The organism is Cupriavidus sp. KK10 (assembly GCF_018223725.1).
Lineage (GTDB): Bacteria > Pseudomonadota > Gammaproteobacteria > Burkholderiales > Burkholderiaceae > Cupriavidus > Cupriavidus necator.
In genome coordinates this window covers 415,321-440,074 of the sequence record NZ_CP073677.1, presented here as the reverse complement: position 1 = coordinate 440,074, position 24,754 = coordinate 415,321, and the positions used below count along the sequence as shown (strand labels likewise).

The following is a 24,754-nucleotide window of genomic DNA, read 5'->3' as shown; positions in this document are numbered from 1 at the left end:
CCCATTGCTGCGCGATACCCAAGCTGGCACTGCATGTCCTCGACCGACCTCTACCGTCCCACGGGATCAGAAGTTCCGCCACGGACGCTCGACAACCTGCCGCTGTTCCCGTTGCACACCGTGCTGTTTCCCGGTGGACGGCTGCCATTGCGCGTGTTCGAGGCGCGCTATGTCGACATGGTGCGCAACTGCTTGCGCGACAACACACCCTTTGGCGTTTGCCTGATCGAAAGCGGCGAGGAAGTGGCCCGGCCGGACCAGCCTACCGTGCCCGAGCTGGTCGGCTGCCTGGCGGAAATCGTCGACTGCAACATGGAGCAGCTGGGCGTGCTGCTGATCCGCGCGCGCGGCCGCGAGCGCTTCCATATCGTCAGCCATGACACCCGCGACGACGGCCTGCTGGTCGCCCGCGCCGAGGTGCTGCCCCCCGACATCATCGACTGCAAGCTGGAGCTGCTGGGCGAATGCCTGGATGCGCTGCGGCGCATTGTCACGCGGCTGCACGCCGAGCACCCTGACCGGCTGCCGTTCGACGAGCCCTACCTGTGGGACGACCCGAGCTGGGTCGCCAACCGGCTGTGTGAGTTGCTGCCGGTGCCGCTCAAGGCCAAGCAGATGCTGATGGCGCTGCCCGATGCCGGCATGCGCATCGAGATCGTGCACCGCTACATGCGCCAGAACCACATGCTCTAGGCGCGGATCCCCAACCCCAGACTTCAGAACAGCCCGCCGCGCGCCTGGTCCTCCAGCAGCCTGCGCACCGGCGCGGGCATCCCCACCGCATCGAGATCGTCAAGCGAGATCCAGCGCTGCGCGGCTTCCGCGGCGCTGTCCTGCGCCATCAGGCTTGCGCCGTCCGCACTCACATCGACCCGGATGGCACGGATCAGCAGGCGGAAGTGCGTGAACACATGGGTCAGCTCGCCGGTCAGCGCGGCGCGCGCGGGCTTGCCGAAGGCGCTGGCATAGTCGAGCGCCGCCGCCTCGGCGGCTTCCGCGTCGAAGGGCACGCTGTCGACCGGCATCTCAGGCAGGCTCCACAGCCCGCCCCAGATGCCGCTGCCGGGGCGCAGGCGCAGCAGCACTTCGCGCTGGCGCCGGACCAGCAGCATCACCGTGCTGCGCTCGGGGATGGCCGCGCGCGGCTTGGGCGTGGGCAGCACGCCGGTGAGACCGTCGCGGCGCGCCACGCAGTCGGCCGACAGCGGGCACGCGCCGGCATCGGCCAGGCAGGCCGGCTTGCCGCGCGAGCATACCGTGGCGCCCAGGTCCATCAGCCCTTGCGTATAGGCGATCATGTCCTCGGCCTGGCGCGGGCCTGCCGCTGGCAAGGCCAGCTCGGCCAGCTGCCACATGCGCGTTTCCACCACGCGCTCGCCCGGATGGCCGTGGATGCCGAAGCAGCGCGCGAACACGCGCTTGACGTTGCCGTCCAGGATCGGCGAGCGCACGCCGGCGCTGAACGCGGCGATCGCCGCGGCGGTGGAGCGGCCGATGCCGGGCAACGTGGCCAGCAGCGCGGGATCGGTCGGGAAACGGCCACCGTGCTCGCTCACCACCTGCATGGCGCAGCGGTGCAGGTTGCGCGCGCGCGAGTAGTAGCCCAGCCCCGCCCATAGCGCCATGACCTGGTCGGCAGGCGCCGCCGCCAGTGCCTGCACCGTGGGCAGCTGCGAGACAAAGCGCTGGAAGTAGTCGATCACCGCGCTCACCTGGGTCTGCTGCAGCATGATCTCCGACAGCCAGATGCGGTACGGGTCGCGCGTGTTCTGCCACGGCAGGTCGTGCCGGCCATGCTGGCGCTGCCAGTCGACCACGCGGGCGCCGAAGTCGGGCGGCACGCGGATATCGTCGGGGATGGCGGGAACGGCACGGGGGGCTGGTTTGCGGGGCATCTGGGTGAAACGTTCTGAAGCGCGGGGGCACGGCGGCGCACCAAAGTAAATGGCGCCGCTCAGTGCGGCGCCACATGATATACCGGCTTCAGGATCTGGCTACGCCACCGCAAGGCTCGCGCTGTCGGCGGCGGCCGTCGGCCGCAGCAGCCGCTGCGCGTAGCCCTCGATACGGCCGCTGCGCTCGTCCAGGCCGTTGAGCACTTCCTCGAGCTCGGCAATGCGGCTTTCCAGCGTGTCGGTGGCCTCGTGGATGCGCTCGATCGAATCGACGCGCCGGCGCAGCTGCTTCTGGTGCTCGCGCACCTGCGCCTCCAGCGGCGTCATCACCGACTTGAGCCAGACCTCGATATCGCGGTTCAGGTCGCGGAAGTTCTCCAGCACGCGGCTGGCCATGGTGCTGAAGGCGCTCTGCACCAGCTGCGGGCGCGAGCGCGTCAGCATGCTGACCGTGCCGAAGTGCGCATGCACCAGGCGCAGCGTTTCCTCAAGCTCGGCCACGTAGCGCTCGGCAGTGAACTGCATCGGCGCGGGCAGCGTGAAGCCGTGCTCGGCGTTGAAGCGCCGGTACATGCTTTCGATCAGCTGGTGCAGCTGGCCGATCTTGTTGTCGGCATCGGTCACCAGCCTGGTCAGCTGCGCGAACAGCGCGTCCATGTCTTCGCGCAGGCCGCGCGAGAAGAAGCGCTCTTTCATCTGCTCGCGCGCGCTGCGCATGGTGAGGCGCACGTCGCGCAGCTGCAGGCTCTTGATGATGTCGGCACTGTGGCGGCCGAAAACCAGGCGCAGCGCCTGGAACTTGCTGATGCTCTGCTCGAACTCTTCCTTCTCGCCCTGCACGCGCATCAGCATGTGCTTGACCATCGCGTGGTTCTTGCCGCGCAGGCCGCGCAGCTCGAACAGCTGCTCGACGATATCGCGGCGGCGGGTCTGCAGCAGCTGCTGCGCGGCGCGCGCCATGTCCTGCACCAGGCGGTGCGCCTGGTCTGAAACGATCTCGCGCCGGCGCGGGATCAGCTGGTCGGACAGCACGTGCTCGAACTCGGGCAGGCCGCTGCGCGCCAGCAGCTCGTCGTCGTGTGTGACCTTGGCCACCAGGCCTTTCTGCGCCGATACCGGATAGACGCGCGACTGCTCGATACCCAGCACCTGCCCGGTGGTGGACACCTGCCGCGCAATCTCCTGCGCGATCTCGCCCGGCTCGCGCAGCGGATCCCACAGCCCGTCGATCTTGTTGAGCACCGCCAGGCAGCCGCGCCGGTGGCCGGCGCCGACATGGCTGCGCCACAGCTCCAGGTCGCTCTTGGTGACACCCGCATCGGCGGCCAGCACGAACACCACCACATGGGCGTCGGGGATCAGCCGCAGCGTCAGCTCGGGCTCGGTGCCGATCGCATTCAGGCCCGGCGTGTCCAGGATCACCAGGCCCTGGCGCAGCAGCGGATGCGGGAAATTGATGACGGCGTGGCGCCAGCGCGAGATCTCGACCATGCCCTCGGCATCGACCGCGTAGGCGGCATCGGGATCGTTCTCGTGGTACAGGCCCAGCGCCTCGGCCTGCGCGGGCGGCACGCGCACGGTCTGCACCACGTGCTGGAACGCAGCCAGCATGCCCTCGGGCGAAGACGGGTCCAGCGGCACCGAATGCCAGTGCGAAGCCGAGGTGCCGGCCTCCAGGAAGTCAGCGGTAGAGGCCTCCTGCAGGCGTGTCTCGATCGGCAGCAGCCGGATGCACGGCGGCTCGGCCTCGTCATAGCGCAGCTCGGTCGGGCACATCGTGGTGCGCCCCGCCGACGACGGCAGGATGCGGCGCCCGTAGTCGGCAAAGAAGATGGCGTTGATCAGCTCGCTCTTGCCGCGCGAGAACTCGGCAATAAAGGCGACCTTGAGGCGGTCGCTGCGCAGCACGCTCTGGATGCGCTGCACGCGGTCATCGGCCTGGGCGTCGTACAGGTCGTGCTGCTGCAGCCAGGACTGGAATTCGGCCAGTGACTGGAGGACCCCGGTTCTCCAGGCGCCGTATTGTTCGAATTGATGGGCGAGCGTTGTCATGGAGCTGTTCGGCTGACTTGGTTTTACCTCGGGGCACGCCGCTTTCGCGCTGCGCCCGTGTTCGCGCAATGCCGGCCCGACCACTGTCTACCCTGCAAGCGGTCGGGCCATTTTGTAACTTTTTATGACTGCACACACGATACAGGTTTCCACAGCGGTTTTGTGGAATTCACGTCCCTCGGTCATGGCTTGCACAAGGAGTGTTGCGCCGACCCATCGACAATCGCCGGCGGCGCGCATTGTGCGCCACACGGCGCCTGCCCGGGCGGCTGCCGCCAGGGCTCAGTGCTGGCAGTTCGGGCAGTAGAAGGTGGAACGCTGGCCCTGCACGATCTGGCGCACCGGCGTGGCGCAGACGCGGCACGGCTGGCCCGCGCGGTCGTAGACCAGGCAATCAAGCTGGAAATAGCCGCTGGCGCCGTCGCTGCCGACAAAGTCGCGCAGCGTGCTGCCCCCGCGCTCGATCGCCTGCGCCAGGGTCTCGCGCACCGCCTGCGCCAGGCGGTCGCAGCGCGCGCGGCTCAGGCGCCCGGCCGGGGTGGTCGGGCGGATGCCGGCGCGGAACAGACTCTCGGACGCATAGATATTACCGACGCCCACCACGATGCCACCGGCCAGCAGCACGGTCTTAATGGCGGCGCTGCGCCCGCGCGTGTGGCGGTGCAGCCAGGCGCCGTCGAAGGCAGGATCGAAGGGCTCGATGCCGAGCGTGCGCAGCAGCGGATGCGACGGCAGTTCGGCCTCGGGCAGCGTGCTCCACAGGATGGCGCCGAAGCGGCGCGGATCGCGAAAGCGCAGCACGATGGTGCCCGGTTGGGTGCCCAGCGCGGCGCCGGGCGCGGGGGCCAGCAACAGGTCCAGGTGGTCGTGCGCGCCAGGCGGCGGCGCATCGGGCAGCACCCGCAGCGTGCCGGTCATGCCCAGGTGGACCAGCAGCCAGCCGGCCGACTCGCCCGCCGCCTCGCTCACGCATTCCAGCAGCAGGTATTTGCCGCGGCGCTCGATCCGGCGCACCACGCGCTGGGCCAGCCGCATTTCCAGTTCCGGATCGACCGGCCAGCGCAGGCCGCGGTGGCGCACCGTGACCGCGGCGATGCGCCGCCCCACCACATGCGGCAGTAAGCCGCGCCGGGTCACTTCGACCTCGGGCAATTCTGGCATCGAACCTCTCCGTTGGTTACCGCTCAAAACTCCTGCGGCGCCTGTGGGCACCGGCCCGCGGCGCCAAGCAGCGCATTGTAGCGGCAGGCTACAATGGCCTCATCAATGCGTTTTCTCCCATCCTTCGCCAGCGCGCGCCGGAGCAATCACTACATGTCGGACCTCATGCCGGACCTGATGCCGGACTCCACGTTGCAAGCCACCGCGGGCGGCCTCCCGATCGCTTTTCCAGGCGCCGTTCCCCGCACAGCGCGCACGGCTGGCGCCCTGGCCCGGTTTTTCCAGGCGCCGCGCCGCCATGCGCGCGCGCTGGCCGCCTCGGCATTGCTGGCCCTGGCCGCCGGCGCCAGCCATGCCGCGCCGCCCGCGGGCGCCATGCCATTGCCATCGGCACTGCAGTTGGCCGCGGCCGAAAGCGAGCGCCCCGCCGCCGCCAGCAAGCCGGCACGCAGCGCGCTGCCGTCGCTGGAGCTGACCGACGACATCGTCTATATGGTGCTGGCCGCAGAGATTTCCATGCAGCGGGGCCTGGTCGGCCCGGCCTACCGGACCTACATGGAACTGGCCCGGCAGACCCGCGACCCGCGCTTCGCGCAGCGCGCCACCGAGATCGCCTTCAATGCGCGCATCCCGCAGCAGGCGCTGGACTCGGCGCGCCTGTGGAAGGAGATTTCGCCGACTTCACCCGCCGCAAATCAGGTGCTGTCGACGCTGCTGGTGCTCAACGGCCGCTGGGACGATGCCCGGCCCCTGCTGCAGCAACAGCTGGCGGCGGTGCCGGCCACCCATCGCGGCGAGGCCATCCTGCAGCTGCAGCAGCAGCTGTCGCGCACCAGCGATCCGGCCGGCGCGGCCACACTGCTGCAGGACCTGACCAAGAATGACACCAAGCTGCCTGAAACGCAGCTGGCCCTGGCGCGCGCCAGGGAAGTCGCCGGCGACGAGCCGGGCGCGCTCGCCGCGCTCGACCAGGCGCTGCGGCTGCGCCCGGACTATGAAGCGGCCGCGCTGATGGCGGCCGAGCTGCGCGCCGAGAAACAGCCCGACGAAGCCGTCGCGATCCTGAAGCGCTTCCTGGACAAGTCGCCCGATTCGGTCAACGGCCATATCACGCTGGCGCGGCTGTACCTGCTGCGCAATGACATGCAGTCGGCCCGGCAGGAGTTCGAGACGCTGCGCAAGGTAGCCCCGGGCGACCCGCGCGTGCCGCTGGCATTGGGCCTGACCAGCCTGCAGGCCAAGAACTACGGCGAGGCCGAGCAGTACCTGAAGGAATACTTGCAGCTGGTCGAGAAGCAGCCCACCGCCAACCCCGACATTGCCTACCAGTACTTGGCGCAGATCGCCGAGGAGCGCAAGGACTACGCCGGTGCCATCCAGTGGCTGGACCGCATCGAGGACATCCGGCTGGCGCCCGCGGCCACCGCCAAGCGCGCACAGTTGCTGGCGCGCATGGGCAAGCTCGACGACGCCCAGGCGCTCTTCGGCGAGATGCTCACCGACGCCGAGGACATCCCCGATCCCGGCCAGCGCACGCAGCGCGTGACCGCCATCCGCCAGGCCGAGGTGGCCACGCTGATGGAAAGCAAGGCCTATGACCGCGCCCGCAAGCTGCTCAACGACCGCGTCACGGCCGAGCCCGACAACGCCGACTGGATCTACGAGCTGGCCATGCTCGACGAGCGCCAGAAGCGCTACGACAGCATGGAAAAGGGCCTGCGCAAGGTGATCGCGCTGCAGCCGCAGCAGAAGCAGGGCTACAACGCCCTGGGCTACTCGCTGGCCGACCGCAACGAGCGCCTGCCCGAGGCGCTCAAGCTGCTGGAGCGCGCCTCCGAGCTGGGGCCGGATGATCCGTACATCATGGACAGCCTGGCCTGGGTCAAATTCCGCATGGGCGACCTGCGCCCGGCGGCCGACCTGCTGCGCAACGCCTATTCCAAGGCGCCCGAGGCCGAGATCGGCGCGCACCTGGGCGAGGTGCTGTGGCAGCTCGGCGAGCACGACGAAGCGCGCAAGACCTGGACCGAGGCCGTCCGGACCGATCCCGAGAACGAGACCCTGGTCGACACGCTGCGCCGCTACAAGGTCAACATGCAACTGTCCAAGTAACCCCGCCGCCGCGGCCCGCAGCCCGGGTCCGCGGCGCCGGATTCCCGTCAGCCGGCGGCCGCCGCCGCGCCGCCGTCCTCACGACCAAGCCCATGAACCGATCCCGACGCCTGGCGCTCCTCTGCCTTGGCGCCCCGCTGCTGCTGCAGGCGTGTGCCAGCGTGGCACCGTCGCGCAGCTTTGATGGCGACCAGGCCGCCGCCAGCCAGCAATACACCGGCCGCTTCTCCGCCAACTACGTGCGCTACGGGCGCGACGAAGGCGTGCAGGGAAGCTTCCGCTGGGAAGAGCAGGGCCGCAACGTGCGACTGGACCTGGTGTCCCCGCTTGGCCAGACCCTGGCCGTGGTGACCGCCACGCCGTCCGGCGCCACGCTCGACCTGCCCAACCAGCCGCCGCGCAACGCGCCCGAGGTCGACACCCTGATGGAAGAAGCACTTGGCTTTGCGCTGCCGGTGTCCGGCATGCGCGACTGGCTGCACGGCCGCGCCACCAAGGGCGCGCCCGCGCGCACCACGCGCGACGAGCAGGGCCGGCTGGCAACGCTGGCGCAGAACGGCTGGACCGTGCGCTACGTCGCCTGGCAGGAAGCGGCCGCCCAAGTGCCGCGCCGCATCGACCTGGCGCGCGACGCCGGCAGCAATCCGCTGTCGGTGCGCCTCGTGATCGATCCCCAGACGCCGTGAACCACGCCATGCACCGCAGCCAGCCCCTGCCCCCGCCCGAACTGCGCGACTGCCCCGCGCCGGCCAAGCTCAACCTGTTCCTGCACGTGACCGGCCGCCGCGCCGACGGCTACCACACGCTGCAGACCGTGTTCCAGCTGGTCGACTGGTGCGACACGCTGCATTTCCGCAGGCGCGATGACGGCCTCATCGCACGTGTCACCGACGTGCCCGGCGTGCCGGCCGACACAGACCTGACAGTGCGCGCCGCGCGCGCCTTGCAGGCTGCCAGCGGCACGGCCTTCGGCGCCGATATCGCCATCGACAAGGTGCTGCCGATGGGCGGCGGCATCGGTGGCGGCTCGTCCGATGCCGCCACCACGCTGCTGGCGCTGAATCACCTGTGGGGACTGGGCCTTGCGCGTGCCGAACTGATGCGCATCGGCCTCGCGCTGGGCGCCGACGTGCCGGTGTTCGTGTTGGGCCAGAACGCCTTTGCACAGGGCATCGGCGAGGACCTGACGCCAGTCGAGCTGCCCGACAGCTGGTTCGTAGTCATCCACCCGAAACAGCATGTCCCCACCGCTGAAATTTTTTCGGACGAGTGCTTGACAAGGGATACGCCGCTCTCCATAATTGCGGTCTTCGCTGCTCGCACAAACAAATTCGATTTCGGTCGCAACGACCTGGAACCGATAGCAACAGCGAAGTTCGGCGAAGTCGCCCGAGCCCTAGCATGGCTGAAGCAACACAATCAGCATGCCAGGATGACCGGTTCCGGAGCCTGCGTGTTTGCGCGTTTTCCCGACGCAGCAACAGCACAGCAGGTTTTGGAAAGGTTGCCCCCTGAATGGGATGGCAGGTGTGTGCGCAGTCTGGCACGTCATCCGCTCGCAGCGCTCGCGTAGCAAGTTTTCGTTCGGCGCGGTACGGCAGTCTGGTACCACGAAGAACGGCCCGGTTGTGTAGGGGAGTCGCCAAGTTGGTCAAGGCACCGGATTTTGATTCCGGCATTCGAAGGTTCGAATCCTTCTTCCCCTGCCATTACATTCCTATAGTGTCCTTACGGACCCTCTGTATCAGTCACCGGCTTTGCCGGTGACACCAAGCTCCCCCAGCAGCAAGACAGGTGCCCCGAATGAGCAGCGAAGGCTTGATGGTATTTACCGGCAACGCCAACCCCAAACTCGCGGAGGCTGTCGTACAGCACCTCGGCATTCCTCTGGGCAAGGCGTTGGTTGGCCGTTTCTCCGACGGCGAAGTTCAAGTTGATATCCAGGAAAACGTTCGCGGCAAGCACGTCATCGTGCTGCAGTCCACCTGCGCGCCGACCAACGACAACCTGATGGAACTGATGGTGATGGTCGACGCGCTCAAGCGCGCCTCGGCACGCAGCATCACCGCCGCCATGCCCTACTTCGGCTATGCCCGCCAGGACCGCCGCCCGCGTTCGGCGCGCGTCGCGATCTCGGCCAAGGTCGTGGCCAACATGCTGGAAGTCGCCGGTGTCGAGCGCGTGCTGACGATGGACCTGCACGCTGACCAGATCCAGGGCTTCTTTGATATTCCCGTCGACAACATCTACGCTTCGCCGGTACTGCTGGGCGACCTGCGCGAGAAGAACTACGGCGACCTGCTGGTGGTGTCGCCGGACGTCGGCGGCGTGGTCCGTGCCCGCGCACTGGCCAAGGAACTGAACTGCGACCTGGCGATCATCGACAAGCGTCGTCCCAAGGCCAATGTGGCCGAGGTGATGAACATCATCGGTGAAGTCGACGGCCGCAACTGCGTCATCATGGATGACATGATCGACACCGGCGGCACGCTGTGCAAGGCCGCCCAGGTGCTGAAGGAGCGCGGCGCGCTGAAGGTCTTCGCCTACTGCACGCACCCGGTGCTGTCGGGTGGCGCGGCCGCCCGCATCGCGGACTCGGCGCTGGACGAAGTGGTGGTATGCGACACCATCCCGCTGTCCGAAGAAGCCGCCAAATGCACCAAGATCCGCCAGCTCTCGACCGCCCCGCTGCTGGCCGAGACCTTCACCCGCATCGTCAAGGGCGACTCGATCATGTCGCTGTTTGCGGGTTCCTGATAGAATTTAGGGCTTTACTGCGTTGATCGCCGTTTTTCAGCGATCAACGTGACCTGATCGGCGCATCATTTTCTGTTTGCGCCGCAACGAGGCTGTCTGGTCGCGGACAGCCTTCTTACATTTGGAGTCATCATGAAAGTTGTCGCTTTCGAGCGTAGCGTACAGGGAACGGGTGCGAGCCGCCGCCTGCGCAATTCGGGCAAGACCCCCGGCATCATCTACGGCGGCGCCGCCGAACCGAAGATGATCGAACTGGATCACAACGCGCTGTGGCACGCCCTGAAGAAGGAAGCGTTCCACTCGTCGATCCTGGAACTGGAAGTCGCTGGCAAGTCGGAACAGGCCCTGCTGCGCGCATTCCAGATGCACCCGTTCAAGCCGCTGGTGCTGCACGTCGATTTCCAGCGCGTGTCGGCCAACGACAAGATCCACGTCAAGGTGCCCCTGCACTTCATGAACCAGGAAACCGCTCCTGGCGTGAAGCTGGGCCACGGCATCGTCAACCACATCGTGAACGACCTGGAAGTGTCGTGCCTGCCGGCCGACCTGCCTGAGTTCATCGAAGTGGACCTGGCCGCCGCCGAGCTGAACCAGACCGTCCACCTGTCGGACATCAAGCTGCCGAAGGGCGTGACCGTGATCACCCACGGTGACGACAACCCGGCTATCGCCAGCATCTCGCAACCGGCTGGTGCCGTGTCGGAAGCTGCCGAAGGTGGCGAAGCCGCTGGCGAAACGCCGGCTGCCTAAGCTGCAGCAGCGGTTGCGGCCTGCCGGCCGCGCCACGAAGAAACCGCCGCTTCTTGCGGCGGTTTTTTTTCGCCCGGCAGCCGTCTGCCGGTTTTTCGGTATCCTTGGCGCTTGTGGCGCAGCCTTGCGCGCCAACGACCCAGTCAAACGCATGATCAAGCTCATCGTCGGCCTCGGCAATCCCGGTGCGGAGTACGAGGCCACCCGACACAACGCCGGCTTCTGGCTGGTGGACCAGCTGGCCCGCATGGGCGGCGCCACGATGCGCGTGGAGGGCCGCTTCCACGGCCTGGCCGCGCGTGCGCGGCTGTGGGACCAGGATATCTGGCTGCTCAAGCCGTCGACCTTCATGAACCGCTCCGGGCTGGCCGTGGTGTCGCTCGCGCGCTTCTACAAGGTCCTCCCCGACGAGATCGTGGTCGCGCACGACGAGATGGACCTGCCGGCGGGCGCGGCCAAGCTCAAGCGCGGCGGCGGCGCGGGCGGCCACAACGGGCTCAAGGACATCTCGGCCCACCTGTCCACGCAGGACTACTGGCGCCTGCGCCTGGGCGTGGGCCATCCGCGCAACGCGCCCGGCGGCGCCGGCGCGGGCCGCGAGGACGTGGTCAACTTCGTGCTCAAACCGCCGCGGCGCGAGGAGCAGGAAGCCATCGATGCCGCCATCGACCGCTGCATCGACCCGCTCGGCCTGCTGGCGCGCGGCGATGCCGAACGCGCCATGGCGCAGCTGCACACCACGCGCTGACAAATACGCACATCCCTGCGACAACAGCATGAAAACGGGCCGCATCTGCGGCCCGTCGTCATTTGGCGGTCCAAGACTGCTGTTGCAGACAATATGTCATCAAAGTGCCATGGGCGGCACATACATTCCGTGGTTTCCAATCGCATCGGTATCGCATGGTGGCCGATGCGCATGACAACCCACAGGAGGAAGCCCATGTCGTACCTGACCGATGAAGCACGAGCCGCCAGCCGCGCTGCCAAGCCCGACGTTGAAGTGCCCGGCCAGATGCTTGAAGACATCGTAGCCGCCAATCCGGCCCGCCGCCGGGTGCTGCGCGGCGGCCTGGGCCTGTCGCTGGCCTCGGCGTTCGGCAGCGGCCTGCTGGCCGCCTGTGGCGGCGATGACGATCCCGCACCGGCACCGGCACCGGCCCCCGCGCCCGCACCCGCTCCGGCCCCCGCGCCCGCCGCGGTCGCCCCGAGCTACGACGTCACCTTCGAGCCGATCGCCAAGTCGACCGCCGATACCGTGGTCGTGCCCAACGGCTACAGCGTCGACGTGCTGTTCTCCGCCGGCGACCCGGTCGAAGCCGGCGCCACCGGCTATGCCGGCGCCTTCCAGTCCTCGGCCGAAACCGAGCGCCAGGCCGGAGGCAACCACGACGGCATGCACTACTTCGCGCTGCCGGGCGTCGATCCGCAGAAGGGCGGCCTGCTCGCGATCAACCACGAACTGCCGGACTACAACATCCTGTTCCCGACCGCCTACAACGCCGCCACCGCAAGCGCGGAGCAAAAGCGCATCGCCCTGTCGGCGGTGGGCATCTCGGTGATCGAAGTCGAACTGGCCGTCAGCGGCAAGTGGCAGGTCAAGCGCGACTCGATCTACAACAAGCGCTACACCGGCAACACGCTGTACCGCGTGGGCGGCCCGGCCGCCTCGGTGGTGGGCTCGACCGTGGTCGGCATGCTCAACAACTGCTCGAGCGGCTACACGCCGTGGGGCACCTACCTGACCTGCGAAGAAAGCACGGACAACTACATCGACCCGACCCAGGCCGAGAACGGCTACGGCTGGGTGGTCGAGATCGACCCGTACGGCACGCTGGGCGCGCCGGCCAAGCGCACGGCGATGGGCCGTTTCGACCATGAGAACGTCGCCTTCCTGACCGACGCCAGCAACAACGTCGCCTTCTATATGGGCGATGACGGCACGCCGGGCTGCATCTACAAATTCATCCCGAGCAAGGCCTTCGATCCGAACAACCGCGCCGCCAATGCCAACCTGCTGGACAGCGGCACGCTTTACGTTGCCAGGTTCAATGCCGACGGCAGCGGCCAGTGGATCGAGCTGACGCAGGGCAAGAACGGCCTGACCGTCGGCGCATCGGACCCGGGCAACTGGACCCAGTCGGCGGTCTCGCCGGCGCCGAGCACGGTCGACTTCACCAGCCAGGCCGATGTGCTGATCAACACCAAATCGGCCGCGCGCGTGGCCGGCGGCACGCTGATGGACCGCCCCGAGTGGATCACGGCCGCACCGGACAAGACGCTCTACTGCACGCTGACCAACAACAGCGGCCGCCAGCAGACCGACGCCGCCAACCCGCGCAAGAACAACCTGCACGGCCATATCGTCAAGTGGAACGAAGCCGGCAATTCGCCGCTGGCCACGACCTTCACGTGGAGCATCCTGCTGCAGGCAGGCGACCCGTCGCTGGCCACCGACAACCTGAAGGGCAATATCAACGGCGACACCTTCTCCAGCCCGGACGGCCTGCGCGTCGACCCCAAGGGCCGCCTGTGGGTGCAGACCGATTCCAGCACCAGCGCCACCTATACCGGCACGTTCGGCAACAACAGCATGTACTACATCTCGCCGACGGGTCAGTCCCGGCGCTTCCTGGCGGGCCCGACCGGCTGCGAGATCACCGGCATTGCCTACACGCCGGACCTGACCACCTGCTTCATCAATATCCAGCATCCCACCGGCAAGTGGCCGGACGCGGCCAAGCCGCCGCGCTCGTCCACCATCGTGGTGCGCCGTAGCGACGGCAAGCCGATGGGTGCGTGACCGCGCAGTGTTGTAGGTAGTAGCAGTAACTGGGGAAAAGTTAAACCCCCGTCACCTTGCGGTGCCGGGGGCTTTTTTTGCCTGGCTGAAGCTGCGGGTCAGGCGGCGTGCTTTGCGGCCGTCAGCAGCCGGTAGCGCTGCATCAGGACCTCATGCGTTTCGACGCGGTTCGGATCCTTGGGGATACAGGCGACCGGGCAGACCTGCTGGCATTGCGGCTCGTCGAAGTGCCCGACACACTCGGTGCACTTGTTGGGGTCGATTTCATAGATCTCGGGCCCCATCGAAATGGCTTCGTTCGGGCACTCGGGCTCACAAACGTCGCAGTTGATGCAGTCGTCAGTGATCATCAGCGCCATGGTGTTTCCTTCCTGCGGACACGCCCGCGCCCGACTGGCCGCGACTCGACGTATCTGAGTCTGCTATTTTATTCCGGTTTGCCGATTTTCTCTTGCAGCCAGCGTTCCACCGACGGGAACACGAACTTGCTGACGTCGCCGCCCAGCACCGCGATCTCGCGCACAAAGGTGCCGGAGATGAACTGGTACTGGTCCGACGGCGTCAGGAACATGGTTTCCACGTCGGGCAGCAGGTAGCGGTTCATGCCTGCCATCTGGAATTCGTACTCGAAGTCGGACACCGCGCGCAGGCCACGCACGATCACGCGCGCATTGTTGTTGCGCACAAAGTCCTTGAGCAGGCCGGAAAAGCCTTCGACGCGCACATTGGGATAATGCCCGAGCACTTCACGGGCAATGCCGATGCGCTCTTCGAGCGAAAAGAACGGGCGCTTGTTGGGGCTGTGCGCCACGCCCACCACCAGTTCGTCGAAGATGTTCGACGCACGGCGGACCAGATCCTCGTGTCCCCGGGTCATTGGATCGAACGTGCCGGGATAGACCGCGATGACCATACTTCCTCCTTGATCTGCCCGCTGCCGGCCGTGGGCCGCCTCTTGCGCCGGCCGGACCGGCGTGGGTGCTGCGTCGCGAGCGTTGTGACAGCGGCGTAGTGTAACCCCAAATGCGCCACTTGGAAGTCGCCCGGCGCACCGTTTTGCCGCAGCGCAGCTAAGAACCCGTTTCCTATTGAGGAAGGGGACCTTCCTCATTGCGGAACAGGCCTACCCCGACAATCGCCCCAGCCTGGTGCATCAGGCCGCGCCGTTGCCCGGCACGCGATGCTGCAGCAGGTGGAAATGCACCGCGCCGGCGCGCGCGTGGCGCACGATTTCAAGCGATGCCGGCACCGGCGCGTCGGCACCGGTCAGCGCATGGTCGGTCTCGACATAGACTGCGCCGCCGGGCCGCGACAGCCGCGCCGCATGCTCCAGCGCCGGCCCGATCCAGTCCTCGGCAAAGGGCGGATCCAGGAAAACCACGTCGAAGCTGGCATCGGGCAGCTGCGCGGCAATGGCAAAGGCATCGCCCTGCATCACGCGCACCTGGGCCGCGTCGAGCCGGTACTGGTTGTCGCGCAGCTGCTTGGCCACGCGCGCATTGGACTCGACCAGCGTGACCGCGGCGGCACCGCGCGAGGCGGCCTCGAAGCCGAGCGCGCCGGAGCCGGCGAACAGGTCCAGGCATTCCAGCCCGGACAGGTCCTGGCCGAGCCAGTTGAAGAGCGTCTCGCGCACGCGGTCGGGCGTGGGGCGCAGGCCCTGGGCGTCGGGAACGGGCAGCAAGGTGCGCTTCCAGCGGCCGCCGATGATGCGGACCTGGGACGGTTCCTGGCGTGGTGCCTGGCGCGGTGCCTGGCGTGGCGCCGCGGAAACGGGGGAACGCCCGCCGCTGGCAGCGGCAGGAGAGGCGGGTCGCCCGCCGGTGGCGGGCGTCGGCAATCGGGAACGCGAATTCATCCCGTGATTGTAGAGCCTGCGGGCCGGTTCGCCGCACGCGCCGGAGCCCCGGCGCGCATGACGGGCCCAAGCGGTGCCGGCATCACTGCCTGGCGGCGGTCGCAGGCGCTGCCACCGGGCCGCCGACGATCACCGTCGCCATATTGTCCGGGCGCACATGACGCTGGAAAGCGGCCCTGACCTGCTCGCGCGTGACCTTGCCAATCTGGGCGGTCCAGGTGTCCAGGTAATCCAGCGGCAGCCCGTACCAGCCGATATTGGCGACGTTGGTCAGCAGCTTGCGGTTGTTGTCGATGCGCAGCGGGAAACCGTTGATGAGGTTGTCCTTGGCCGCGCGCAGCTCTTTCTCGGTCGGGCCCTCGGCGACAAAGCGCGCCAGCACCTGGCGCACCAGCGCCAGCGCTTCGTCGGTCTGCGCCTTCTTGGTCTGCAGGCTGATGCCGAACGGACCCGGCTGCTTGGACGGCGCGAAGTAGCTGTCCACGCCGTAGGTCAGGCCGCGCTTCTCGCGCACCTCGTCAGTCAGGCGCGAGCTGAAGCCGCCGCCGCCCAGCACGTAGTTGCCCACCAGCAGCGCGAAGTAATCGGGGTCGCCGCGGGCAATGGCCGGCTGGCCGATGGCCACGCTGGACTGCTGTGCCGGATGCGGCATGCGCTGCTCGCTCGGGGCGATGTTCAGGCGCACCTGCGGCATGGCCGGCGCCGCGCTGCCGGGCGGCAGCCCGCGCGTGAGCTGCTCGGCAATGGCTTCGGCCTGCTTGCGGTCGACCGCGCCGATCAGCGTCACCACGGCGCGCTGCGCGCCGTAGTTGTCGCGCCAGAACCTGACGATGTCGTCGCGTGTGATCGACGCCACGCTGTCCGGCGTCGCGGCCACGCCGTAGGGGTGGTCGGGATACATGGCCTTGGCCAGCGCCTTGTCGGCGATTACGCCGGGCTTGACGTCGGCTTCGCGGATGGCGGTGATCAGGCGCTGCTTCTCGCGCCCGACCACGGCGTCCGGGTAGGTCGGTGCCTTGATCAGCTGCGCGGCCAGCGCGACTGACTGGTCCAGCTCCGGCTGCTCGGTCAGCGTGCGCAGCCCGATGCCGCCGCGGTCGCCGCCGGCAGCGCCGCCAAAGGCGGCACCGGTATCGGCAAAGCCATCGGCGATCTTCGCTTCATCGCGCGCCGGCTGGCCCTCCAGCGCCGCGGCGCCCTTGTCCAGCAGCGCGGCGGTCAGCGTGGCCAGCCCGGCCTTGCCCGGCGGGTCATAGCGGCTGCCGGCGTCGAAGTCGATATTGACGTCGAGCATCGGGATCGACGGGCTGTGCACGAAGAACACCTTGGCGCCGGTGGACGCGGTCCAGTGCTCGATCGGGATCGCGGCCTGCGCCAGTTGCGCGGCCAGCAGGACGACGGCGCCCAATGCGGCGCCGGCCAGTTTGCGCAGCGCACGCTGCGGGGTGGTGACGTACTGAGTCATCGCCTTTCCTCAGTGGCGCAGGCCCGACGGGGCCTGGGGCTTGGGCTTGTTTGGATCGATCGGCTGCGGCACCAGCGTGGCCACGGTCAGGTTGTCGTCGTTGAAATACTTCGCGGCGACGGCCTGCACCTGCGCCGGCGTGACGGCCTTGATCTTGTCGAGCATGCGGTCGATCTGGCGCCAGGAGATATCCGAGATCTCGGACACGCCGATTTCCATGCCCTGCCCGAACACCGAATCACGCTTGTAGATCTGGCCGGCCACCACCTGCGCCTTGACGCGCTTGAGCTCTTCCGGCGACACGCCTTCCTTGGCGATGCGCTGGACCTCGGCGCGCAGCGCGCGCTCGATCTCGTCGGTGTTGTGGCCTGTGGCCGGCGTGCCGTCGAGTACGAACAGCGACTCGCCGCGGTTGATGCTGTCGTAGCCGACGTTGACGTCGTCGGCCAGGCGCTGCTCGCGCACCAGTTCACGCGTCAGGCGTGCGTTGTCGTAGCCGTTGAGCACGGCCGACAGCACCTCAAGCGCGTAGGGGTCGACGTCCTTCTCGATATCGCGCAGGCGCGGCACCTTGTAGGCCATCACCATGTACTGGTTCTCGGCCGGCGCCTTGACCCAGATGCGCTTGATGCCCTTTTGCGCCGGCTCTTCCTGGTCCTTACGCAGCGGCAGCGTGCGCGGCTTGACCTTGCCGTAGTAGCGCTCCGCCAGAGCGCGCACTTCCTCGGCCTTGACGTCGCCGGTGACAATCACCATGGCGTTGTTGGGCACGTACCAGTGCCGGTACCACTCCTTGACGTCATCCACGCGCATGTTGACCAGGTCGTCCATCCAGCCGATCACCGGGTGGCGGTACGCGGCGGCGGTGTAGACCGTGGCCAGCAGCTGCTCATAGACGGTACCGCGCGCGGAGTCGTCGGTGCGCAGGCGGCGTTCTTCCATCACCACTTTCATCTCGCGTTCGAACTCGTCCTTGGTGATGATGAGGTTGGCCATGCGGTCGGCCTCCAGCTCCATCATCCTCGGCAGATACTGCTTGCCGATCTGCTGGTAGTACATGGTGAAGTCGCGGTTGGTCATGGCGTTCTCACGCCCGCCCAGCGCGGCCACCTGCTTGGAGAACTCGCCCACGCCAACTTTGGGCGTGCCCTTGAACATCATGTGCTCGAGCATGTGCGCCACGCCGGTGGTGCCGCTGACCTCATCGATGCCGCCCACGCGGTACCAGATCTGGTGCGCCACCGTGGGCGCGCGGTGGTCTTCCTTGACGATCAGCCGCAGCCCGTTGGACAGGCGGTATTCAGTCGTGCCCTGCGCGGTCGCGCCGGCCAGGGCGGTCTGCGTGCCGGGCCTCGGCGAGGGCACGGCTTCCTGCGCCCCCGCCGGCATCGACCAGGGCAGCAAGGCCAGCAGCAGCGTGGGAATGACACGCCGCGCAAGACGCGCGGCGCGGGCAGAAAGCGGATTGGAAGGTTGTGAGAGGCGTTGGATGCGCGTTTGGACGCAGGCTTTGGTGCCTTGTGCGCCCGCAGCGGTCAGGACAGCGCAATGGTTCATGCGACCCCGTCTGCTAGAATTTTGCCGATCGACTCACGTGCGCAAGACTGCGCGCATGAATCTGCCATGTAGCGAACTATACGCAATCGCCGGCCGGGACCACAACGGTTTCTCCCCAGCCATCGCGACACCTGCGTAACCCATTGATTTATAACCGGTTGCCTGCTGGCATTGGCTGCCGCCAGGGTATCGCCCCCGGTATTGACTCCATTCCCCAATGTTTAGTTTCTGGAAGAAGCGCAAGGCCGAGCCCGCGCCCGTCGAGGCGCCAGCCCCGGCCCCCGCTCCGGTCGAGGTCCCCGCCCCTGTGCCGGCACCGGCCCCCACGCCTGCGCCAGTCCCTGCGCCCGCACCGGCACCGGTCCCAGCGCAAGTGCCACCCCCTGCCCCAGCGCCCGTGGCAGCCCCGGTCCCCGTGCCGGCGCCCGCACCGGCCGAAGCGCTCGAGCTGGTCCCGCCGCCCGCCCAGACCGCTGAAGCGAAGCTGGGCTGGATGCATCGGCTGCGTACCGGCCTGTCCAAGACCAGCCGCAACATCGGCACGCTGTTCGTCGGCGTCAAGGTCGACGAGGCCCTGTTCGAAGAACTGGAAACCGCGCTGCTGATGGCCGATGCCGGCGTCGAAGCCACCGAGTACCTGCTGGGCGAGCTGCGCAAGCGCGTCAAGGCCGAGCGCATCGAGACCGCTGAAGGCGTCAAGGCGGCACTGCGCGAGCTGCTGACCCAGCTGCTGCGCCCGCTGGAAAAGACCATGGCGCTGGGCCGCGAGCAGCCAATGGTGATGATGATCGCGGGCGTCAACGGCGCCGGCAAGACCACCAGCATCGGCAAGCTGTGCAAGCACTTCCAGCGCTATGACCAGAAGGTGCTGCTGGCCGCCGGCGACACCTTCCGCGCCGCCGCGCGCGAGCAGCTGACGATCTGGGGCGAGCGCAACAACGTCACCGTGGTGGCGCAGGAAAGCGGCGACCCGGCGGCGGTGATCTTCGACGCCGTCAATGCGGCCAAGGCGCGCGGCATCGACATCGTCATGGCCGACACCGCCGGCCGCCTGCCGACGCAGCTGCACCTGATGGAAGAGCTCAAGAAGGTCAAGCGCGTGATCAGCAAGGCTATGCCGAGCGCGCCCCACGAGGTGCTGCTGGTGATCGACGCCAATACCGGCCAGAACGCCCTGCAGCAAACCCGGGCCTTCGACGACGCGCTGGGCCTGACCGGGCTGATCGTAACCAAGCTCGACGGCACCGCCAAGGGCGGCATCCTGGCGGCGATCGCGCGCCAGCGCCCGGTGCCGGTCTACTTCATCGGCGTGGGCGAGAAAGTGGAAGACCTGCAACCGTTCAAGGCGGACGAGTTCGCCGACGCGCTGCTGGGATAAGGCCCGGCAACCTGCGCCAAGCAAAACGCCCCGGCAGTGCCGGGGCGTTTTGCCTTGCAGGCCTGCGAACGCTTATTCCGCGTCGGGCTGCGACTTCGGCTGCGCCTTCTGGAAGGCAGGCAGCTCCATGCAGGTTTCATAGATCCTGGCGATCGCCGGGTAGCGGGCCAGGTCGATATTGAAGCGCTGCGCGTTGAACACCTGCGGCACCAGGCAGATATCGGCCAGCGTGGGCGTATCGCCAAAACAGAAGCGCCCGGCCTTGCCGCCGCGCTCCAGGTTGGTCTGCAGCGACGCAAAGCCCAGCTCGATCCAGTGGTGGTACCACGCGTCCTTGACCTCGTCGGTCACGCCCACGGTGTGCTTCAGGTACTTCAGCACGCGCAGGTTGTTCAGCGGGTGGATCTCGCACGCGATCTCCTGGGCCAGTCCGCGCACATAGGCGCGGTCCAGCGCCGTGCCGGGCAGCAACTTCGGCTCGGGGTGGATCTCGTCCAGGTACTCGACGATGGCCAGCGATTGCTGCAGCACGTGCTCGCCGTCGACGAACGCCGGCACCAGGCCGTCAGGGTTCACGGCGCGGAATTCCGGCTTGAGCTGCTGGCCGCCTTCCTTGAGCAGGTGCACCGGCACATAGTCATAGGACAGCCCCTTGAGCTCCAGCGCAATGCGCACGCGGAACGAGGCCGAGCTGCGGAAATAGCTGTAAAGCTTGAGCATCGGATCAGACTACCTTGATGGTGAGATCGCCCACGCCGCCGACGTGGCAGTGCATGACATCGCCCTTGACCACGGGGCCCACGCCTTCGGGCGTGCCGCTGAAGATCAGGTCGCCGGGCTGCAGCTCGAACAGCTTCGACAGGTACGACACCATCTCCGGCACCGACCAGATCAGGTCGGACAGGTCGCCGCGCTGCTTTTCCACGCCGTTGACCGCCAGCGTCACTGCGCCCTTCTCTGGATGGCCGATGGCCGACACCGGCACGATCGGGCCGATCGGCGCGGACTGGTCGAATGCCTTGCCGGTCTCCCAGGGGCGGCCGGTTTTCTTCGATTCGTTCTGCAGGTCGCGGCGGGTCATGTCCAGGCCCACGGCGTAGCCGAACACGTGGCCGGCCGCCTGGTCGACCGGGATGTCGCGGCCGCCCTTGCCGATCGCCACCACCAGCTCCACTTCATAGTGGCAGTTGCTGGTGCCCGGCGGGTACGGGAAGGCGCCTTCGGTGCCGTCGGCGACATAGCTGACCGCATCGGACGGCTTGCAGAAGAAGAACGGCGGCTCGCGGTCGGGGTCCGAGCCCATTTCACGGGCGTGGGCAGCATAGTTGCGGCCGACGCAGTACACGCGCCGGACCGGGAAGCTAGCGTTGCTGCCGCGCACCGGCACGCCAACGGGCGCGGGCGGGGCGAACACGAATTCGGTCATGCATCTCTCCAGATTTGTTCTGATCAGTGCTGCGGCGCAGGGATGCGGGGTTGCGGGATGCAGCCACTCGCGGCGTCGCCAGCAGACGCGCCCGGCGCAGCAGGGCAACAGGATACACCGCGAGAGTTGGCTCTGCGTACGACCGCATACAATGAATCCAGGCATCCTCGCAGCGCCACCGCACCGGACTGGCGCAGGTGACCGGATACTTACCCGGCGCGAATCTTGCATGGCGCACTGCAACAGAGCCTAGCCATGACACGACGCCACCCGCCCCCATCGCCCACCCCCGCCGCACCTGCCCCGCCGACTGCCGGCGGCCGGGTGTTGCGGATCCTGCTCGTGCGGGACCCGCATGACGCCGACCCGCTAAACGTCGAGATCATCCGCGGCGGGCTGGTCAGCGCGGGCTTTACCGAGATCCAGATCGTCGATGCCGACCTGCGCCTGCCGGATGTGATCACGGCCACCCAGCCCGACATGCTGATCATCGCGTCCGAATCCGCCGCGCGCGACACCATCGAGCATGTCTGCGTCTCGACCCAGCATGCGCCGCGCCCGATCGTGCTGTTCACCGATAACGACGACAGCCAGCGCATCAAGGCAGCGCTGACGGCGGGGATCACCGCCTATATCGTCGACGGCCTGCGCGCCGAGCGCGTCAAGACCGTGCTCGACGTGGCCTACGCTCGCTTTGAACTGGACCAGCAGCTGCGCGCCGAGCTCGATGCCACCCGGCTCAAGCTGGCCGAGCGCAAGGTGGTCGAGCGCGCCAAGGGGCTGCTGATGCAGGCGCGCGGCCTCAGCGAGGACGAGGCCTACAAGCGCCTGCGCGGCATGGCGATGGAGCGCGGCCTAAAGCTGGTGGACGCGGCCCAGCGCGTGATCGACGTGATGGGCTGAGCCGCTCCCGCCTGCCAGTCGTGGTGCGCTGCCGCACGCGACTGGTGCAATGCACGCTCCTGGCGCTGCCGCGCGGCGTCACCTCCCTCCCCGGCTCCCCCGAATGTGGCAGCGGCGACCGCGCGCGCACCGCATCCGACCATTCCCTCCCGATCCGTCACAAATCCGCCCTCGAATGCTGCACTGCACAGGCTGGCATACGCCTTGCGTTATGCAGGTATCGGCCAACGGCGGCCGACCAACCATTTCGGCGGACACGGCCAACGCGGGCTGCGTCACGCCACGGACAACGGCGTCCCTGCGCCGCACCGGTCTTCTGGCGAAGCCGGTCGCGGCAGGGACGCCTTTTTTCTTGGAGCCATGCAATGCCCTCTCGCCTCAGGATTGCCAAGCCGCTGCACGCAGCCGTCCACGTTTCCGACGCGGCTGCCGACGCCGTCCCGGCCAGCAGCGGCCGCCGCCGCGTGCTGGCCACCATCGCCGGCGCCAGCGTGATGACGCTGGTCGATCCGCTGGTGCGCGCCGGTGCGTGGGCTGCGGGCTCGGATGCGCCCGAGAAGACCGATGTGCGCATCGGCTTTATCCCGCTGACCGACTGCGCCTCGGTGGTGATGGCCGCCACGCTCGGGCTGGACAAGAAATTCGGCATCAAGATCACGCCGACCAAGGAAGCCTCGTGGGCCGGCGTGCGCGACAAGCTGGTCAACGGCGAGCTGGACGCGGCGCACGTGCTGTATGGCCTGATCTACGGCGTGCAGCTGGGCATCGGCGGTCCGAAAAAAGACATGGCCGTGCTGATGAACCTGAACCACAACGGCCAGGCCATCACGCTGTCCTCCAAGCTCGCCGAGAAAGGCGTGAAGGACGGCGCCAGCCTGAAGGCGCTGATGATGAAGGAGAAGCGCGACTACACCTTCGCCCAGACCTTCCCCACCGGCACGCATGCGATGTGGCTGTACTACTGGCTGGCAGCCAACGGCATCAACCCGATGCAGGACGCCAAGGCGATCACGGTGCCGCCGCCGCAGATGGTGGCCAATATGCGCGTGGGCAATATGGACGGCTTCTGCGTGGGTGAGCCCTGGGGCGCGCGCGCCATCGCCGACAAGATCGGCTTCACCGCCGAGACCACGCAGGCCATCTGGAAGAGCCACCCCGAGAAGACCCTGGGCACCACCGCCGAATTCGTGCAGAAATACCCCAACACCGCGCGCGCGATGGTGGCCGCGGTGCTGGAGGCATCGAAGTTCATCGATGCGTCGGCCTCCAACCGCCGCAAGACCGCCGAGACCATCGCCGCCAAGTCCTACGTCAACACTGACATGGACATCATCCTGGACCGCATGCTGGGCCGCTACACCAACGGCCTGGGCAAGACCTGGGACGACCCCGACGCGATGAAGTTCTACCAGGACGGCAGCGCCAACTACCCGTACCTGTCCGACGGCATGTGGTTCCTGACCCAGCACAAGCGCTGGGGCCTGCTGAAGGAACATCCGGACTATCTCGCCGTGGCCAGGCAGGTCAACCGCATCGACGTCTACAAGCAGGCCGCCGCCGCCGCCCAGGTGCCGCTGCCCAAGAGCGACATGCGCAGCGCCAAGCTGATCGACGGCGTGGTCTGGGACGGCAAAGACCCCAAGGCCTACGCCGACGGTTTCAAGATCAAGGCCTGACGCAAGCCTTCCCCCACTGATCCGCAGTGCCCCTGACGAAAGGAGCCAGACGTGAATGCCATAGCCCACACTGCGCCCGATGGTGCAACCGTAGCCGCCAGCGCCGACCCCGACACCAAGGAGCGGGCGCGCCGGCGCGAGCAGGAAATCGCCGCGCAGGCCCGGCGTGCGCAACGCCGCGAAGCGGTCGCCGCGCTGGTGCTCAAGGCCGTGCCGCCGGTACTGGGTTTTGCCCTGTTCGTGCTGGCCTGGCACGGCATCGCCACGATGATCCCGGCCATCCCCACGCCGCAGGCCACATGGAACGCCGCGGTGCCGCTGTTTGCCGACCCGTTCTACCGCAACGGGCCCAATGACCAGGGCATCGGCTGGAACGTGCTGGCATCGCTGGCGCGCGTCGCGGCGGGCTTCGGCCTGGCCGCGCTGGTCGGCATCCCGGCCGGCTTCCTGATCGGGCGCTTTGCCTTCCTGAACGCGATGACCGCGCCGGTGATCAGCCTGCTGCGCCCGGTCTCGCCGCTGGCGTGGCTGCCGATCGGCCTGCTGCTGTTCAAGGCCGCCAACCCGGCCGCGATCTGGGCGATCTTTATCTGCTCAATCTGGCCGATGGTGATCAACACCGCGGTGGGCGTCACGCGCGTGCCGCAGGACTACCTGAACGTGGCGCGCGTGCTGGACCTGTCGGAATGGAAGGTATTCACGCGGGTGCTGTTCCCCGCAGTGCTGCCCTACATGCTGACCGGCGTGCGGCTGTCGATCGGCACCGCGTGGCTGGTGATTGTCGCGGCCGAGATGCTGACCGGCGGCACCGGCATCGGCTTCTGGCTGTGGGACGAATGGAACAACCTGAAGGTCGAGCACATCGTGATCGCGATCTTCGTGATCGGCATCATCGGGCTGCTGCTCGAGCACGCGCTGCTGGCGCTGGCCCGGCGCTTCAGCTACGGCACCAACTGATACG

Annotated in this window: 22 protein-coding genes and 1 tRNA gene; 13 read left to right on the top strand and 10 right to left on the bottom strand. The window is 67.6% G+C overall.

The genetic code is table 11. From position 1 onward, the window contains the following. The first annotated feature begins 33 nt into the window (after window positions 1-33). A complete protein-coding gene (locus KB879_RS02275; protein ID WP_013955470.1) occupies window positions 34-693 on the top strand; it encodes an LON peptidase substrate-binding domain-containing protein in 660 nt (219 codons plus the stop codon). A gap of 23 nt (window positions 694-716) precedes the next feature. On the opposite strand, the gene mutY is transcribed toward KB879_RS02275, so the two are convergent. The 3 genes from mutY to mutM form a co-directional block, all read right to left on the bottom strand. Then, window positions 717-1,895: an A/G-specific adenine glycosylase gene (gene mutY / locus KB879_RS02270; RefSeq protein ID WP_211980674.1), complete on the bottom strand. Its 1,179-nt coding sequence runs from the start codon at window positions 1,893-1,895 to the stop codon at window positions 717-719. Between the two features lie 99 nt (window positions 1,896-1,994). Beyond that, window positions 1,995-3,947 carry a dynamin family protein gene (locus KB879_RS02265; RefSeq protein WP_211980673.1) on the bottom strand — a complete coding sequence of 651 codons (1,953 nt, stop codon included), beginning with the start codon at window positions 3,945-3,947 and terminating at the stop codon, window positions 1,995-1,997. Window positions 3,948-4,229: 282 nt separating this feature from the next. After that, a complete protein-coding gene (gene mutM / locus KB879_RS02260; RefSeq protein ID WP_013955467.1) occupies window positions 4,230-5,108 on the bottom strand; it encodes a bifunctional DNA-formamidopyrimidine glycosylase/DNA-(apurinic or apyrimidinic site) lyase in 879 nt (292 codons plus the stop codon). 153 nt (window positions 5,109-5,261) lie between these two features. On the opposite strand from mutM, the gene KB879_RS02255 reads away from it, so the two are divergent. From KB879_RS02255 to KB879_RS02220, 8 genes are all read left to right on the top strand, one after another. Continuing rightward, window positions 5,262-7,220 (top strand): tetratricopeptide repeat protein, encoded by a 1,959-nt coding sequence (locus tag KB879_RS02255; RefSeq protein ID WP_013955466.1) that lies wholly within the window; start codon window positions 5,262-5,264, stop codon window positions 7,218-7,220. Between the two features lie 92 nt (window positions 7,221-7,312). Further along, window positions 7,313-7,906 (top strand): lipoprotein insertase outer membrane protein LolB, encoded by a 594-nt coding sequence (gene lolB, locus KB879_RS02250; RefSeq protein ID WP_013955465.1) that lies wholly within the window; start codon window positions 7,313-7,315, stop codon window positions 7,904-7,906. Window positions 7,907-7,914: 8 nt separating this feature from the next. Continuing rightward, window positions 7,915-8,793: a 4-(cytidine 5'-diphospho)-2-C-methyl-D-erythritol kinase gene (gene ispE, locus KB879_RS02245; RefSeq protein WP_013955464.1), complete on the top strand. Its 879-nt coding sequence runs from the start codon at window positions 7,915-7,917 to the stop codon at window positions 8,791-8,793. A 59-nt stretch (window positions 8,794-8,852) separates the two neighbouring features. Next, window positions 8,853-8,929 (top strand) — tRNA-Gln (locus KB879_RS02240). 94 nt (window positions 8,930-9,023) lie between these two features. Further along, complete coding sequence (locus KB879_RS02235) at window positions 9,024-9,977, top strand: ribose-phosphate pyrophosphokinase (protein WP_010814374.1); 954 nt, start codon at window positions 9,024-9,026, stop codon at window positions 9,975-9,977. Between the two features lie 132 nt (window positions 9,978-10,109). Next, complete coding sequence (locus KB879_RS02230) at window positions 10,110-10,727, top strand: 50S ribosomal protein L25/general stress protein Ctc (RefSeq protein WP_153953202.1); 618 nt, start codon at window positions 10,110-10,112, stop codon at window positions 10,725-10,727. A gap of 151 nt (window positions 10,728-10,878) precedes the next feature. Next, window positions 10,879-11,475 (top strand): aminoacyl-tRNA hydrolase, encoded by a 597-nt coding sequence (gene pth / locus KB879_RS02225; protein ID WP_013955462.1) that lies wholly within the window; start codon window positions 10,879-10,881, stop codon window positions 11,473-11,475. A gap of 195 nt (window positions 11,476-11,670) precedes the next feature. Next, the gene (locus tag KB879_RS02220) at window positions 11,671-13,530 is read left to right on the top strand and encodes a PhoX family phosphatase (RefSeq protein WP_211980672.1); all 1,860 of its coding nucleotides are present in this window, start codon (window positions 11,671-11,673) and stop codon (window positions 13,528-13,530) included. A 98-nt stretch (window positions 13,531-13,628) separates the two neighbouring features. Here KB879_RS02220 and KB879_RS02215 read toward each other — a convergent pair whose 3' ends face one another. From KB879_RS02215 to KB879_RS02195, 5 genes are all read right to left on the bottom strand, one after another. Then, a complete protein-coding gene (locus KB879_RS02215; protein ID WP_010814370.1) occupies window positions 13,629-13,889 on the bottom strand; it encodes a YfhL family 4Fe-4S dicluster ferredoxin in 261 nt (86 codons plus the stop codon). Window positions 13,890-13,957: 68 nt separating this feature from the next. Next, window positions 13,958-14,443 carry a pantetheine-phosphate adenylyltransferase gene (gene coaD, locus KB879_RS02210; protein WP_010814369.1) on the bottom strand — a complete coding sequence of 162 codons (486 nt, stop codon included), beginning with the start codon at window positions 14,441-14,443 and terminating at the stop codon, window positions 13,958-13,960. Window positions 14,444-14,683: 240 nt separating this feature from the next. Next, window positions 14,684-15,388, bottom strand: a complete 705-nt coding sequence (rsmD, locus tag KB879_RS02205; RefSeq protein WP_013955460.1) for a 16S rRNA (guanine(966)-N(2))-methyltransferase RsmD — start codon at window positions 15,386-15,388, stop codon at window positions 14,684-14,686. Window positions 15,389-15,470: 82 nt separating this feature from the next. Next, window positions 15,471-16,853 (bottom strand): pitrilysin family protein, encoded by a 1,383-nt coding sequence (locus tag KB879_RS02200; RefSeq protein ID WP_211980671.1) that lies wholly within the window; start codon window positions 16,851-16,853, stop codon window positions 15,471-15,473. 9 nt (window positions 16,854-16,862) lie between these two features. Beyond that, on the bottom strand, window positions 16,863-18,410 hold the full coding sequence (locus KB879_RS02195; RefSeq protein WP_211980670.1) for a pitrilysin family protein: 1,548 nt from the start codon (window positions 18,408-18,410) through the stop codon (window positions 16,863-16,865). Window positions 18,411-18,627: 217 nt separating this feature from the next. Here KB879_RS02195 and ftsY point away from each other — a divergent pair, with 217 nt between their 5' ends. Further along, window positions 18,628-19,788 (top strand): signal recognition particle-docking protein FtsY, encoded by a 1,161-nt coding sequence (ftsY, locus tag KB879_RS02190; RefSeq protein ID WP_013955457.1) that lies wholly within the window; start codon window positions 18,628-18,630, stop codon window positions 19,786-19,788. Between the two features lie 72 nt (window positions 19,789-19,860). Here ftsY and maiA read toward each other — a convergent pair whose 3' ends face one another. Both maiA and KB879_RS02180 read right to left on the bottom strand, forming a co-directional pair. Continuing rightward, window positions 19,861-20,508 carry a maleylacetoacetate isomerase gene (gene maiA, locus KB879_RS02185; RefSeq protein ID WP_013955456.1) on the bottom strand — a complete coding sequence of 216 codons (648 nt, stop codon included), beginning with the start codon at window positions 20,506-20,508 and terminating at the stop codon, window positions 19,861-19,863. A 4-nt stretch (window positions 20,509-20,512) separates the two neighbouring features. Continuing rightward, on the bottom strand, window positions 20,513-21,214 hold the full coding sequence (locus tag KB879_RS02180) for a fumarylacetoacetate hydrolase family protein (RefSeq protein ID WP_211980669.1): 702 nt from the start codon (window positions 21,212-21,214) through the stop codon (window positions 20,513-20,515). Window positions 21,215-21,469: 255 nt separating this feature from the next. Between KB879_RS02180 and KB879_RS02175 the strand changes: the two genes are divergently transcribed. The 3 genes from KB879_RS02175 (at window position 21,470) to ntrB (ending at window position 24,750) form a co-directional block, all read left to right on the top strand. Then, window positions 21,470-22,117 carry an ANTAR domain-containing response regulator gene (locus KB879_RS02175; RefSeq protein ID WP_211980668.1) on the top strand — a complete coding sequence of 216 codons (648 nt, stop codon included), beginning with the start codon at window positions 21,470-21,472 and terminating at the stop codon, window positions 22,115-22,117. Between the two features lie 365 nt (window positions 22,118-22,482). Next, entirely contained in the window at window positions 22,483-23,793 is a 1,311-nt protein-coding gene (locus KB879_RS02170; protein WP_211980667.1) for a CmpA/NrtA family ABC transporter substrate-binding protein, read from the top strand. Between the two features lie 51 nt (window positions 23,794-23,844). Further along, a complete protein-coding gene (gene ntrB, locus KB879_RS02165; RefSeq protein ID WP_211980666.1) occupies window positions 23,845-24,750 on the top strand; it encodes a nitrate ABC transporter permease in 906 nt (301 codons plus the stop codon). Window positions 24,751-24,754: the final 4 nt, after the last annotated feature.

Bases quoted from the DNA above. Each gene is read 5' to 3' on its own strand.
- KB879_RS02255 (WP_013955466.1), top strand. From the start codon at position 5,262: ATGTCGGACCTCATGCCGGACCTGATGCCGGACTCCACGTTGCAAGCC.
- coaD (WP_010814369.1), bottom strand. From the start codon at position 14,443: ATGGTCATCGCGGTCTATCCCGGCACGTTCGATCCAATGACCCGGGGA.
- KB879_RS02230 (WP_153953202.1), top strand. From the start codon at position 10,110: ATGAAAGTTGTCGCTTTCGAGCGTAGCGTACAGGGAACGGGTGCGAGC.
- KB879_RS02235 (WP_010814374.1), top strand. From the start codon at position 9,024: ATGAGCAGCGAAGGCTTGATGGTATTTACCGGCAACGCCAACCCCAAA.
- KB879_RS02200 (WP_211980671.1), bottom strand. From the start codon at position 16,853: ATGACTCAGTACGTCACCACCCCGCAGCGTGCGCTGCGCAAACTGGCC.
- mutM (WP_013955467.1), bottom strand. From the start codon at position 5,108: ATGCCAGAATTGCCCGAGGTCGAAGTGACCCGGCGCGGCTTACTGCCG.
- KB879_RS02195 (WP_211980670.1), bottom strand. From the start codon at position 18,410: ATGAACCATTGCGCTGTCCTGACCGCTGCGGGCGCACAAGGCACCAAA.
- KB879_RS02170 (WP_211980667.1), top strand. From the start codon at position 22,483: ATGCCCTCTCGCCTCAGGATTGCCAAGCCGCTGCACGCAGCCGTCCAC.
- pth (WP_013955462.1), top strand. From the start codon at position 10,879: ATGATCAAGCTCATCGTCGGCCTCGGCAATCCCGGTGCGGAGTACGAG.
- lolB (WP_013955465.1), top strand. From the start codon at position 7,313: ATGAACCGATCCCGACGCCTGGCGCTCCTCTGCCTTGGCGCCCCGCTG.
- ispE (WP_013955464.1), top strand. From the start codon at position 7,915: ATGCACCGCAGCCAGCCCCTGCCCCCGCCCGAACTGCGCGACTGCCCC.
- KB879_RS02175 (WP_211980668.1), top strand. From the start codon at position 21,470: ATGACACGACGCCACCCGCCCCCATCGCCCACCCCCGCCGCACCTGCC.
- mutY (WP_211980674.1), bottom strand. From the start codon at position 1,895: ATGCCCCGCAAACCAGCCCCCCGTGCCGTTCCCGCCATCCCCGACGAT.
- KB879_RS02215 (WP_010814370.1), bottom strand. From the start codon at position 13,889: ATGGCGCTGATGATCACTGACGACTGCATCAACTGCGACGTTTGTGAG.
- KB879_RS02220 (WP_211980672.1), top strand. From the start codon at position 11,671: ATGTCGTACCTGACCGATGAAGCACGAGCCGCCAGCCGCGCTGCCAAG.
- ftsY (WP_013955457.1), top strand. From the start codon at position 18,628: ATGTTTAGTTTCTGGAAGAAGCGCAAGGCCGAGCCCGCGCCCGTCGAG.
- maiA (WP_013955456.1), bottom strand. From the start codon at position 20,508: ATGCTCAAGCTTTACAGCTATTTCCGCAGCTCGGCCTCGTTCCGCGTG.
- rsmD (WP_013955460.1), bottom strand. From the start codon at position 15,388: ATGAATTCGCGTTCCCGATTGCCGACGCCCGCCACCGGCGGGCGACCC.
- KB879_RS02265 (WP_211980673.1), bottom strand. From the start codon at position 3,947: ATGACAACGCTCGCCCATCAATTCGAACAATACGGCGCCTGGAGAACC.
- KB879_RS02275 (WP_013955470.1), top strand. From the start codon at position 34: ATGTCCTCGACCGACCTCTACCGTCCCACGGGATCAGAAGTTCCGCCA.
- KB879_RS02180 (WP_211980669.1), bottom strand. From the start codon at position 21,214: ATGACCGAATTCGTGTTCGCCCCGCCCGCGCCCGTTGGCGTGCCGGTG.